The following is a 12,853-nucleotide window of genomic DNA, read 5'->3' as shown; positions in this document are numbered from 1 at the left end:
GCTCGGCCAGATCAAGCAGCTTCACGCCAGAGCGTCCGGCCCAGGCGATCCGTCGTCCGTGTGACTGATCGCCTCGAACTACTCGAACCATGGAGCGCGGCAGTAGATCTGGTCTGGTTCCGTACACCTCTTCGAGCGTCATGAGTTACCGCCAAGTATTTTCTCGAAGTCTGCTTCTGTTCCGTCCCAGGGTACAGCCCACTTCTGTGCAGAATCTCCCTTGCCGATCTCGACGTTGATGTGAGGCCCCTTAACCGGGTCGTAGTCCAGCCTGAATCTTTTGAACACACCGTTCACTCGCGTAGTGAATCCTACAACCTTGCCGTAGGTTGTAGGAGAGGATTCTAGACGGCCGAAGTACGGTTCCCGAGTCGCCGGGTCAACTTCCCCCAGGAGGTCCAGGGCCTTGTTCCGGGCTTGTTCGTAGTTGCCGTAGTTATCCAGGACGATTTCTTTGCATCCATTGTGTACGAGTACTGGCGTCGCCCCGGCCAGAACGTAGTAGGTGTGGAAGTCCTCAATGGTTAGGTTGTACGTGCGTACGCGCTGGTCGAAGGTGAGGTTCGCCTGTACGCGTACCGTTTTCCCGTCGTTGCTCAGCAGGGTGGAGCCGGGTCGCAGTTCGCGTGCCTGCACCCAGCGGCTCTGCGACGGGCTCCAGAAAGGATGTTCGTAGGTCGCGATCAGTTTCTGCGAGCCGCTCGGTGTGGCGATGGCCAGCTCGTCGAAGTGCTTGTCGCCATCGGTGATGATGACATGGGCGACCCTGTGCGGCTCGGTCTTCCGGGTAAGCGGGTTTGTGGCGACGACCTTGTCGCCTTCCGCGATATCCTCGATCTTCTTCGTCGAGCCACCGGCCATGAGCACTTTAGTGCCGGCAACGAAGCACTGACTGCAGCTCTCTTCCGTTCCGCCCGCTTCCTCTTGCTGGGCCTCGCGCAGGGCTTGCCCGAGGCCGTTGTTGAAGCGGCTGATGCCGTCGGTGATTCCGTAGATTCCCGCGCCCGCTGTCGCGACGCCGAACGCGATGGCCGGTGCGCCCACGAGGCAGCCGACGCCGCTCAGGCAGAGTTCTACGCCACCGGCGATGTCCTCGGTGCCTTGGCCCACGGCCCCGACACTGGCAAAGGTCTCGATCAGGCCTTTCCAGATGTCTGGGTTTCCGAGGATGGCTTGTCCGTAGTCGCCGATCGTGTTGGCGGTGTCCTTCAGCCAAGCTGGGACCCAGCTGTCATCGTCATCGTGCTGGGCGTGCTTCTCCTGCTCCGCGTACAGCTGTCGCAGCCAGGCCTCTTCCTGGCGCTGCTTTGTGACCGCAGAGTGGTATGCCTCCGTTGCCGCTTGGTTGGCCTCGGTGGCATCTTTGCCTGCCGCCGTGGCGGAGGCGCGGGCTTGCTGGGCGGATGTCCAGGCCGAGTCGGCGGAGCCGCGTGCGGCGGTGGCCGAGTGCTGGGCTTGGGTGGCGGAGGTGACGGCCGCGGCGGCCGCGTTCTCGGCGTCCTGTTGGGCTTGGCGGGCGGTTTTGGCCGAGGCGGCGGCGTCGTTGGCGGACTGTTCGGCCTGTTTGGCGTAGCCGTCGGCCCGGGTGGCGTAGTTCTTGGCGTCGTTGGCGGACTGTGCGGCCTGTTTGGCGTAGCCAGCGGCTTCGTCTGCGGCATGGGCGGCGTTGGCTGCCGCCTTGCTCGCTTCTGCTGCGTTCTTCTGGGCGGTGGCGGCGATGCCCGCGGCCTGTGCGATCAGCTGCTGAATCTGGGCCTCGTGCGTGGCGCCGAGCTGGTCCTGCCGGTGCGCCTTGTACTGGCCGACGGTGATGAAGAGGTGCAGCAGGTTCGAGGGCCCTTCCAGGGCGATGCGGGCCGCGGCCTTCACCTCCGCGCCGTTGCTGCTGTTGCGGGGGTCGGTGAGCTGGGCGGCGCGGACGCGTTCGTCCTGGGTGCGTGCCTGGGCATCGTCGGTGGTGAGGAACTGGCGCAGAGCTTCCGTGGTGTCGGTGTTCAGCGCGGTGCGTCCGGCCTGCTGCTCGATCGGGCCGGCGCCTGCGATGGTCCGGGCGATGTACAGGCGCATGTCCTGCTTCATCGCCTCGTACTGGCCGGTGGCAAGAAACGCGCTCACCGCGGAGTCGTCTCCGTCCAGCGCTCTGGCGGCGGCGGCACGGACATCCGCCGAGCCGGCGGCTTCCGCGAGGTGTTCGACGTCCTGGCGGTCGTCTTGGGACCCGGCCTGCTGGCGACCGGTGCGGATGTAGGCAGTCACGTCCGTGGCCGTGCCGGCCAGGGCCACGAGAGCGGCGGACTGGCTCCAGGCGCGGCCGGCTTTGGCCGTGGCCAGGGCCACCTTGCGGGCTTCCGGGGCGATCTGCGCGGGGTCCGCGCCGGGCTGGGCCGCCTGGTCGGCGAGTTTGGCCGCCTCAGTCTGCAGGTCCTTGGCGTGCTGGGCCGCTGCCTGCTGGGCCGCGGCGCGCTGGTCCTCCTGGGCCTTGAGGTCCTTCGCGCGGTTGATCGCCTCGTTGGTGCGCGCGGTCAGCCGCTCGGTGTCGATGCGGACCGCGAGGTCGTGGACCTTCTGGGCCTTGGCGACGGCCGCGCTGGCGGCGTCGGCGGCCTTCTTGGCTTCCTGGGCGTGCGCGGCGGACTGTTTGGCGGCGGTCGCGGCCTGCCCGGCGTGGGCGGCGGCGTCGTCGGCCGCCTTGGCCGCATTCTCGGCATGGGTGGCCGCGTCGTTGGCGGCGTCGCGTGCCTCGCCGGCGTCGGAGGCGGCCTCGTTCGCCAGGGATTCGGCGGCGTCGGCGGCACGGCTGGCCTCGCGGGCATGCCGGTGCGCGCTGGCCGCGGCGTTCGCGGCTTCGACGGAGTGGGCACCGGCCTCGTCGGCCAGGGTGTTGGCCTGGTCGGCCGCGTTCGCGGCATCGGTGGCGTCACTGCCGGCGCCGCTGGCCGCCTTTGCCGCGTCGGCGGCCTGGGCGGCGGCGGTGTGGGCCGAGTCGGCGGCCTGGGCGGCAGCGCGGGCGCCCGCGGCGGCATCCCGCGCCTGCTGGGCTGCCTTGCGGGCGGCGCCCGCCTGGCCGGCGTCGACGGCCGCGTTCGCGGCGGCGTCCCGGGCCTGGGAGGCGGCCTGGGCGGCACCGTCAGCGGCCGCCGCGGCCGCAGAGGCGGCATTGGCGGCGACCCGGGCGGCGTCGGTGGCGGCGTTGGCCGCGTCGATCGCTGTCTGTGCCGCGGTGGCGGCCTGCTTGGCCGCACTCGCGGCGCGGGCAGCGGCGGCGGCCGCGTGCTGGGTGTCCTTGTGCGCGGCTTCGGTCTCGGCGGCAGCCTTCTGCGCGGCCTGCTTGGCGAGTTTGGCCGCGGTCACCGCTCGGGCGGAGGCGTCCTTGGCGGCCTGGGTCTGCTGCCCGGCCAGCTTGCCCGCCTTGGCCGCCTGGTCGGCGAGCTGCGCGATCGTGGCGTGTTCCTGGTCGTGGGCACGGGAGACGTACTGGCCGACCTGGAGGAACTCGTGGATGTCGTCGGGGGTGCCGTTGATGGCGATGCGGCCGGCCGCCTGGACGTTCGGTCCGCCGGCCGCGATGATCTGGGCGGCCTCGACCCGTTCGTCCTGTTCCCGGTCGTTGTACTGGTCGTTGTCGAGGAACGTCTTGATGTCATCGGGGGTGCCGTTGAGCGCGGCGCGGCCGGCCTTCTGCACCTCCGGGCCGCCCGCGTCGATGATCTGTGCGACGCGGACCCGCTGGTCCTGCTCCAGCGGCTGCTTCCAGCCGTCCTTCAGGAACGCCTTCAGGTCGTCCGGCGTCCCGTCGAGCGCTTTGCGGGCGGCGTCCTGGAGGCTGAGACCGCCGACGCTGGCGAACTGGGCGACGGTCACCCGTTCGTCCTGGACAGCGATGTCGGAGGCCTGGGAGAGGAAGTTCTTGACGTCGTCGTCACTGCCGACGAGAGCGACTTCGGCCGCGGCCCGTACGCCGGGGCCGCCCGTTTCCCACAGGCGTACCACCTTGGCGCGGTCAGTGTCCGGGAGCGCACCGGAGATACCGGTCTCGGTCGGACCGGTTCCGTCGGCTCTGGCGGGGATGGGCGCGGGTCCCAGCAGGCCCAGGACGAGCGCGCTTGGCAGCAGGCCCAGGCACAGCACGCGAACTGCGCGCTGAGCCCCTGCTGCCACGCGCCCAGGGCGGCGTGGATGTGTCACTGCGGACTCGATTCGTGTCTTCGGTTGTCGGGGGGTGCACAGGCCTGGCCGTGACTGTGGTCATGGGTCGTCGGCCGCTGCGCCGTGGGATGCCTAGGGGCGGCCCGCGGGTCGTACCGGGGCCGCCTCGTCAAAGGCCGTCGGGCACGTCAGCCGGCGGGTGCGAGCTGCACTTGGTCGTGGAGGCCCTTGGCGTCGACGCCGGTGAAGAGGCTGACGTGGCCGTCGTTCCAGCGGACGAGGACGTCATTGGCGGTGGTGAAGGCGCCCGCGGTGACGACGGCGGCGTCCTTCCACTCCGACTTGGCGGGCCGGATCCTGATCTCGCCGGGCAGGGCCTTGCCGGTCATGCCGGGGTAGATGGTGGTCTCGCCGTCGATCCAGCGCACCAGCAGGTCATCAGTGGTCTTGCCGGTGAAGGAGCCGGTGGCGAGTTTCTCGGCGAAGGGCCAGGTGTTGTTCTTGGCGACGGTCTGGGTCTGCTTCTTCAGCCCGTTGACCGCCAGGTCGCTGAAGACGGAGACGTGGCCGTCCTTCCAGGCCACCAGCAGGTCGTCGCGCAGGCCGTTGGCAGTGAAGCGGCCGGCGGTCAGCTGCTGGGCGTCGTTCTGCCATTCGGCGGTGTGGGGCGGGGCGAGCTGCTTCTCGCCGTGGAACCCCTTGGCGTCGACCGCGGTGTAGAGGGTCATCTCACCGTCGGACCAGCGCACCAAGACTCCATCGGTGGCGGCGCCGGTGTTGGTTCCGGTCACGTTGACGGCGTGGGTGAAGATGCTCTTCTCGGGCTGCAGCTGGTGTTCCGCGGCGAATGGACGGGCGGGGTCGTTGCCGTAACCGCCCTGGTAGAGGGTGACCTTGCCGTCGTCCCAGACGACGATCAGGTCCATGTGGCGGGTGCCGTTCGCGGAGTCGCCCGCGTAGTAGCCGGCCGTGATCTGCACGGCGTGCTTCCACGGCGCGGCCGCGAAGACAGGGGCGTAGGCGACCTGCTGGACCCAGGAGGCCAGGTCGTCGACCCGAGCCGCCACCGCGCCGGCGCGTGTCTCGGCCGGGTCGGTGCCCAGGCAACCGCCCTGCCAGGACAGGCTGCTGACACCCACGACCGCTCCGGTGGTGCTCAGCACCGGACCGCCGGTGTCCCCCTTGCAGATCGCCGCACCGTCCGACTTCGCGGCAAGATCGAGAGTGGTGGCGGCGCTGTCCTGGACGGTGAAGGCGGCCGCGTGGACCTGGTCGGGCACCCACTCGTCGTGGGTACGCCCGAACCCGGCGGCCTGGACGTCGTCCCCGGCGGCAGGCGCGGCGGCCGCTACCGGGACGGGGGTGATACCGCTGACGGGTTTGGCCAGTTGGGCCATCACCACGTCCCGGTCCGTGCGCGGCACCAGGTTCACCACCTGCTGGGCGCTGCCACCGAGCGTGGCGGTCGTCTTCAGCTTCGGCGCACCCGAGGCGAGCGTGCCGCCGGTGGTGTCGGCGAAGCAGCTCGCGGCCGTCAGCAGCCACTGCGGGGCGACCAGGGTGGCCGAACAGCCGCGCTGGCCACCCACATCGAGGCGGGCGGTGGCGGCCGAGACCGCGGCAGAAGCGGCCGGGCCGGATACGGCGGTGGCGGGTGTGACGGCCAGAGTGGCGGCGGTCAGCGAGGTGGCGGCGATCAGACCGCCGGTCCACGCGGCGCGCGGATGAAAGCCGGACATGAAAAGGTTCCTTGCTGTCATGCGAGAACGGGTGAGAGGGAGGGCAGGCAGAGGCCGGGCCCGGGTCAGCCGGTGACCCGCAACTCCAGCAGCACGGACGGCGCACCACCGGCCGCGCCCTCGCCCACGCTCTGGTAGCCGTTCTTGTCCACGCTGACGGTCTTCACCGGCGCCGAAGGATCCGCCTGCGGCCGCAAGTCGGCACTGATGGGGTGGTCGGCGGTCTCCAGAGCGAACACCCGCGGCAGTTCGAGGGAGAGGTAGCCGCTCCTGGCGCTCGCCTTGAAGCAGTACGCGCCCTGGGTGTCGCCACTGGGCCCCTGCACGGTGAGGACCTTGATCTGCTGGGCCGAGTCGTCGCACGTGGCGAGGGTGATGTGCCCGTCGCCCTTGATCAGCTTGATGCCCTGAGCCTTCTGGATCTGATCCGCGTTCGGATACGCGTAGTCCTCCACCGCGGACGGCGGCGTGGCCCCGGCAGTTCCCCCGGTCGGCTGCGGATCGGCGGACGCGAGCATCGGCGTGCCCGCAATCGCCAGAAAAACAGCAGCCCCCGCGACCGGGAACATCCTGCGCATACGAGGAGTCACCCGAATTCCTTTCCAGGCACGGGCGACGGCATGACGGAACAACATCTGCGGTCCCCCCTGCACAGATGTAAAGCAAAAATAAGTGGTCGACGGAGACCCTAAAACAGCGTCAGGTCTGGAAACAACGTGACCATCCTCATAGAAAGTTCACGGAACCTGCATGGTCATTTCACGGCGAGGTGAAGACGTAGCGTCACAAACGTTGGACAACACACATAAAACACCAACAGATCTCACACCGGCACCCTGCATGCCGTTCAATATGGTTTCACATTACACCAATTTAGCGAGTCCTTACCTAAAAACAGAGAAGGGAGCGGAAGGCAACGGCGCTTCGAGTACCTGCCCAAGGCGCAGGATCGCGGGGTGACTCATAGCCGGGTGGCTCATGCACGAGTCCTCTCACGTGGAACATCACGCCGCTACTGGCCCACGACGGAGCCTGCGCCGCTTCGACTGTCCTGGTACTGCTGAAAGTCCCGGCCGGTGGCGGCCTACACGCCCGTCGGCCAGTAGAAGCCCTCGCCGACCCGGGCCTCGTCAACCGGCCAGTCCTCGGCAAGCTGGACTTGAGTCCGCCGCCATCCGTACTGGCCAGACCGCTCTGTCACACGTCTCCGCCTCGTGAACCAGATCACGCCAACTCATGCTCATTCACGTTGCGCCTGCAACGCAGGATGCGAGAGGATGTTCGATGCACTGCGGGGTTCTGGGCGTCGCGAGACGGAGTAGCGGCGACTGAACAGTCTCTGCGCACGGACATCACGCTTACGGGGGTGGGTAGATGAAGTTCGACATGGGGTCGACGACCCTGTCGCAGCTCGGCAAGAGCACCGTCGCTTCAAGCGACGACCTGGGCACGCTGATCCGGCTGCTGATCCAGGCAGCCGAGCCGTTGGAGGGGAAGTTCAACGGAGCGGGCAAGGCCGCGTTCGACACGTTCAAGGCGCATGCCGACGAGATCACGGCAGAACTGAACGGCTCACTTGGCGCGATCGTGGGTGGTCAGTCCGGTATGGACACCGCGTTCGGCAGTGGTGACATGGAGTTGGGCGACAACGCGCACCAGAACATGGGCGTTGCCAACTTCGACGCGGCCCGTTTCGGCGCGCGATAACCGCCCTCGAAGAGCAAGTCACAGCTGGGTCACCGTTTTCAAGGGGGAGTTGATCATGGCTCAGAACCAGGACCGCCGCTCGTACGACACCGGCGCCTCCGCCGACGTGCAGACCAGCCTGGCCGGCATCATCGGTCAGCTGGAGCGCGTGCTGACCGACCGCGACCGGGCGGTCAAGGCGGCGATGGCCGACTTCCAGGCCGACGGTGTCTCGGACGAGTACCACGGCAAGGAGGTCCGCTGGCACCGGGCCGCGTCCGAGGTGCGCGAGATCATCCGTCTGGTCCGCAACACGCTGGAGCAGAACGACGGCACCGCTCAGGCCACCCTCGCCAAGGCCAAGGCGGCTGTCGACAACATCGGCTGACACGAAAGGACTTGGCGGGCGGACGACGCGCCCAGCAGGCGCATACGGGGATGAGGGGATTGTCGTGACGGGGTGGGACATTCACCCGGTTGGGGTGTACAAGGTGCTGGGCGACTGCGGCACCGCTGCCAAGAACATGGCGGACGCCGGCAGTGCGATGCAGAGCAACCTGGAGGAGGCCGCTTCCGCGGCCGGCACGCTGACCAGCCAGTACGGCCCGTACACCAGCACGGTGGGGCTGGTCGGCTCGGCGCTGGGCCAGTTCATGCAGCACTGGAGCCGAGACCTGGTGTACATCGCCAAGCGCACCTCGAATTCTCTCCACGGGGCGGACCAGGCCACCCGCTACTACATAGCCGGTGACCTCGAGCACGCCGCGAACGCGCAGCGCGAGGCGGCCAAGGAACCGAAGGTAGACCTGCCCGGTGTCGGTGAGACGGGCCACCGTACGAAGGGCCGGTGACGATGGGCGACGAGGCCAAGCTGATCGACCCTTCAGGCATACCGCACTTCATCGGTGACCTGGACACCCTGGACACCGATGTGATGCTGCTGACCGCGGACGCGGGCCAGTTCCGTGCGTCCGGCTCGGACGTGCACACCACCTTCCAGCACCTGTCCTCCTTCTACTCGGCTCCCGAGGCTGAGCAGTTGTTCGGCACCACGCTGCCGGTGAAGACGAAGTCCGATGCCTTCGCCGACGACCTGGAGAAGGTCGCGAACGCCCTGTCGGACTACAGTCTCGAAGTCCAGCCCCTGGTGAAGAAGCTGGACAGTTTGAAGGCGGAGGCGACCGCCTTCGTGAACTCGGTGTCCGGGGATGACAACTGGCGCAAGGACCACGACAAGGTCGACCACAACAACGATCTGTGGCACGACGTCAACCACACGGTCGCCGCCTTCGAGGCCGCCGAGCGCAGGGCCTACAACAAGATCATGGCTCTGATCGGCGGCAGCCCGCTGGTCGCCGACGACGGCTCCCACAGCTGCAACATGTACGGCTTCAACGCCGCCGACCTCGACCAGGCGAAGCAAACTCCCTGGGGCGCGCCTGCTGAGAAGGAGTACGAGGGCTGGGCCTGGCTGGCCCACCAGACCAAGCAGGTCTGGGACGGATTCTGGGACGACGGCGTGGTGGCCACCGTCCATGGCCTGGGCACCCTGGTCGGCTGGGACGGCGCCGACGCCGCCGGCGAAGCATGGAAGAACCTGGCCAAACTCGGCACCGGTGTCGGCATGACCCTCGTGACTCTGGGCGCCTGGGGATGGGTACCTGAGAAAGACCTCCCGTCCTGGCTGCGTGACTCCCGCCACGTCCTCAACCAGACCGCCAAGGGATTGGTCGCCTGGGACCAGTGGAAGACCAACCCGGGTCGGGCCGCGGGCTCCTTCGGATTCAACGTCCTGACCCTCTTGGGCACCGAGGGAGCCGGCGCCGCGGCCTCAGGCGCCGGCAAGAGTGGTGCGGTCGTCCGCACCGTGTCGGCCGTGGGCAAGGTCGGCCGGGTCATCGACCCCATGACGTACGTGGGCAAGGTGAGCAAGTTCGCCTTCGCCAGGGTCGGCGACACCTTCTCCACACTGAGGAACCTGCACACCGGCGTGACGGCCGACCTGCTCAAACAGGCAGACGCCCTCCGCTCCCCCAAGATCCCGGCCAACGCCATTCCCTATGTCGACAAGGCCACCGGGAAGGTCGTCTTCCTCACCGACGAGGGGCACGTCCTCAACGCCGACGGCAGCCTGCGGCAGCACGTCGACGAAGCCGCGCACGAACTGTCCTCGAACGATCGCCAGGAGCTGAGTGCGCCACGGCTGGCGGATCACTCACGTGACCTGGTCGGTGCCGGAGCTCGAGCCGAGCACACCCCGCGTGACGCTGCATCTCAGCTTCCTGATGGCACAGGTAGCGGCTTCACCGACAGCTCGTCCACAAGCCACGAGGCCCCTGCCCCAGGCAGCCACATTTCGGGCCAGGACGGCGGCGATCACGCTGCCGGGAACAACGTCGGCCACGATGCCCCTTCCGCTGGCGGGCACACCACAGGCCACGAAGGTTCAGGATCCGGAGGCGGCGTGGATGGCCCAGGCAGCGGTTCTGGGCATGCGGCAGCGCCAGGTGACGAGCCCGATCGGTTGGCAGCAGCGACTGATCGCAGTGTGGATCTGGGTCGTCTTGGCATGCCGGTGGTGTGGCGCGAAGGTCATGAACCCCTGTTCCGCAGCGACAACCGTGCCCCCGACACGATCTTCGAGAGCGGCTTCGAACCACGAGACCCTTCCAACACGGACCTGGCCCAGTACGTTGAGGACAGTGAGCACTCAGCGTTCGTCAGCACCTCGTACCGTGACGACATCGGTGACGAGTTCGGAGGCAAGTACACATACGAGATTGACGTGCCAGGCGGGATCGACATCAACCGGTCTCTGGGGGACCACCCGCTCTCCTACGAAGAGGAGGTAGCCTTCCCCGGAGGAATTCGCAGTGAGTACATCAAGGGCGCCTATCCATACGATTACGCGACAGGTGAGCTCGGCGACCTCATCCCCAACCCGCACTACGTCCCCGAGGCTGAGCGTGTCCGTTGAAACAGAGATCCTGTACCAGAAGGAGATTGTGCTGGTCTCCGACGGGGGCGAGACTCCCGGACACCTCGTTGCCTCCTTCAAAGGCGACGAGTACACCGTCCACATCGCCTGGGGGCAGCGCGCCTCGCATCACACATCGTGGAATCTCTTCACGGCTCTCGTCCAGGTACGAGGAGATCTGGAAGATCAGGGGCTGACTCCAGCGGTCGAGGGCTCCTGTCGCGACGTGTACCCCAGCAGGATGGCGCTCGAAATGGGCGGAGGGCGGAGGGCATACCGCTGGCCATCGACTGGTCGTCCACTCACCGTCGACATCTTCACCGACGTCCCTCCTGCAGAGCGGGCACGACTGGCCAGTGTGGCCGAGCAGGAGCAAGCACACAGGCAACGCAGGGGTCGTGGCAATGAATAAGGCGCAGGCAGCAGTTCCGCCGGTAACCGAGGATGTGCGTGCCCAGGCAGCCAACCGGCCGGGCGGCTGGGTTTATGCAATCGACCCCTATTTCGATCCAGCGGGGAAGGTCCCTCCCATCGGCATCGTCGGCGCCTGGAAGGTCGATCCGCATGGTCGGATCACGGACGAGTTCAACCACAACCCGAACTACCGACCATCCCCCAGGGCCCTCGGCATGCCCCTTCCATCTGACCCTGTGGATGCTGCCGTTCAACTTGCCGCAACGGGGTACGCCCCCGACGCTGACGTACGCCGGGCTCTGATGGACGCGACTGTCTATCTGGCTCCCAGTCCGGACCCGCAGGCTCAGCTTCAGGCAGGTGGAGCGAATGGTCCCGCAATCGCGCTTTACACACATCCGACCCATGCTCCCCGTTCAGCCCCTCGGCTTCAACGGGTAGACTTCCGAGACCTGCTTCCACGACTACCGGAGTACACGGTCGTCGTTTTGAACGGAAACAGTTCGGCTTCTGTGCGCATTCCCCTCGCTGACATGCAGGGGGAATCCTGACGGTGATTCGGAGGCTAAATACTATCGGGTACGGTGGCCATCGTCCACACTCGTGACCCGATGAGCCTCACTCCAGCCCAACAGGATTGGTCCCCGCACGCCCCGCTCAACGAAGTCGAGCAATACGACTGGGTAACGCCACACGCGGACTTGGTATGTTACCTCGCCGACTTCCTCATCCAGAAGTACGTTGCAAGCTGGTGTGTCGAAGACGACCCCGCCGCACCCCACGGATATCGCTACGTCATCGAAGCAACCGGGATCGGCGGACAGACGCGCCGGATCGACCCAGCCGAGATCGTAGGGATGGAATTCGTCGCCCCTCCCGATCGAAATCGTACGCATGCTGGCTACCGCAGAACTCGAACTGCGCCCCACTTCACAGCCCAGCGAGGACTAATAAGGCTCTTCTCCGAAGGTGCCATGCTGCAGCAGGTACGTCTGCAGCATGGCACCGTAGACTCCCATGGTGAACGAGGTCACCAAGGACCTCCGATGACATAGCGCCGCCGACTTCGGCGAAGGCCTGCGGCGCGAGTGTCGGCAAAAGACCGGCCGTGCTGGTCTGGAGCAGCATGCATCGCGGCCAGGGCCAGAGAGCAGCACCGGGACTCCACCTCCACCCACACCGATCGAACAAATCCTCGGTTCTGACGGGTACAAGCGCTTCACCGGTTTCTACGGCAACTCCGCGAATCACGGTGAGTTCCTACTCTTGGGCTTCCAAGGTGGAACAATCAGACCTGTTTATAAATTCGAGGATGGCGGATGGAAACTAATCACCATGTATGCCGACCCGGCAGCCGGTCGCTATCCGTAGAGGAAAAGAGAACGTGAACAAGCAGTTGGAGACATTCATCCAGACGTACCTTCACTTGGAGCAAGCCTACGACACCAGGGGATATCTGCGCCCAACCCTAATGGCTTTCGACAAGTCCTATGTCCAACAGGTACGAGAAGGCCTGTCTCAGGTACTCAGAGAAAGAAGTCTGTCCATCGAGGACTATGAACGCCTGAGCGACATCGAGTTCCCAGGAGATGAATCCCTCTACGAATACCTTCAGTCCATGTACGCCTATCTTTTCGAGGATCGGCCTGACCAGCCGACGCCGCCTGAGTGACGCTCAGAAGCAGTGACTGCGAGTGTGGGTCGGCGAACTCCGCACGTGACGATCGACGCGTTGTTCTGGCACGGTCTGGAGGACGCCACCGGCGCCGGTTCGGGCTTCCTGAGCGGCCGTGCCCCTGGGCCGCGGATCTCTTGTTGTGGTGTCTGCTCGATCATGTGCCCTTGATCGCTGGATGGGTGGCGGCAGGCGGAACCACATCTGAAAGCCCTT

9 protein-coding genes are annotated in these 12,853 nt (G+C 66.6%); 6 read left to right on the top strand and 3 right to left on the bottom strand.

Going from position 1 to position 12,853, the window contains the following annotated elements; all coding sequences use genetic code 11:
- Positions 1 to 138: 138 nt before the first annotated feature.
- The 3 genes from ACWDEN_RS13090 to ACWDEN_RS13080 all read right to left on the bottom strand — a co-directional run bounded on the left by ACWDEN_RS13090 (position 139) and on the right by ACWDEN_RS13080 (position 6,475).
- Positions 139 to 4,128 carry a polymorphic toxin-type HINT domain-containing protein gene (locus tag ACWDEN_RS13090; RefSeq protein WP_450858929.1) on the bottom strand — a complete coding sequence of 1,330 codons (3,990 nt, stop codon included), beginning with the start codon at positions 4,126 to 4,128 and terminating at the stop codon, positions 139 to 141.
- A gap of 206 nt (positions 4,129 to 4,334) precedes the next feature.
- Positions 4,335 to 5,885 carry a S1 family peptidase gene (locus ACWDEN_RS13085; protein WP_450858867.1) on the bottom strand — a complete coding sequence of 517 codons (1,551 nt, stop codon included), beginning with the start codon at positions 5,883 to 5,885 and terminating at the stop codon, positions 4,335 to 4,337.
- 65 nt (positions 5,886 to 5,950) lie between these two features.
- Positions 5,951 to 6,475 carry a hypothetical protein gene (locus ACWDEN_RS13080; RefSeq protein ID WP_351620934.1) on the bottom strand — a complete coding sequence of 175 codons (525 nt, stop codon included), beginning with the start codon at positions 6,473 to 6,475 and terminating at the stop codon, positions 5,951 to 5,953.
- Positions 6,476 to 7,259: 784 nt separating this feature from the next.
- Between ACWDEN_RS13080 and ACWDEN_RS13075 the strand changes: the two genes are divergently transcribed.
- From ACWDEN_RS13075 to ACWDEN_RS13050, 6 genes are all read left to right on the top strand, one after another.
- Positions 7,260 to 7,592, top strand: coding sequence for a hypothetical protein (locus ACWDEN_RS13075; protein ID WP_450858865.1), 333 nt, complete (start codon positions 7,260 to 7,262; stop codon positions 7,590 to 7,592).
- 55 nt (positions 7,593 to 7,647) lie between these two features.
- Positions 7,648 to 7,959 (top strand): pore-forming ESAT-6 family protein, encoded by a 312-nt coding sequence (locus ACWDEN_RS13070; RefSeq protein ID WP_351620929.1) that lies wholly within the window; start codon positions 7,648 to 7,650, stop codon positions 7,957 to 7,959.
- A gap of 64 nt (positions 7,960 to 8,023) precedes the next feature.
- Positions 8,024 to 8,422 carry a DUF6507 family protein gene (locus ACWDEN_RS13065; RefSeq protein ID WP_450858863.1) on the top strand — a complete coding sequence of 133 codons (399 nt, stop codon included), beginning with the start codon at positions 8,024 to 8,026 and terminating at the stop codon, positions 8,420 to 8,422.
- A 2-nt stretch (positions 8,423 to 8,424) separates the two neighbouring features.
- Positions 8,425 to 10,548: a scabin-related ADP-ribosyltransferase gene (locus tag ACWDEN_RS13060; RefSeq protein ID WP_450858861.1), complete on the top strand. Its 2,124-nt coding sequence runs from the start codon at positions 8,425 to 8,427 to the stop codon at positions 10,546 to 10,548.
- Between the two features lie 404 nt (positions 10,549 to 10,952).
- A complete protein-coding gene (locus ACWDEN_RS13055; RefSeq protein ID WP_351620920.1) occupies positions 10,953 to 11,513 on the top strand; it encodes a type VII secretion system-associated protein in 561 nt (186 codons plus the stop codon).
- An 833-nt stretch (positions 11,514 to 12,346) separates the two neighbouring features.
- Positions 12,347 to 12,634, top strand: a complete 288-nt coding sequence (locus tag ACWDEN_RS13050; protein WP_351620917.1) for a hypothetical protein — start codon at positions 12,347 to 12,349, stop codon at positions 12,632 to 12,634.
- Positions 12,635 to 12,853 lie beyond the last annotated feature (219 nt).

It is taken from the genome of Streptomyces sp. NPDC001153 (assembly GCF_053598315.1).
Note: the sequence above shows the minus strand (reverse complement) of the source record. Positions and strands in the feature narration are given on the sequence as shown.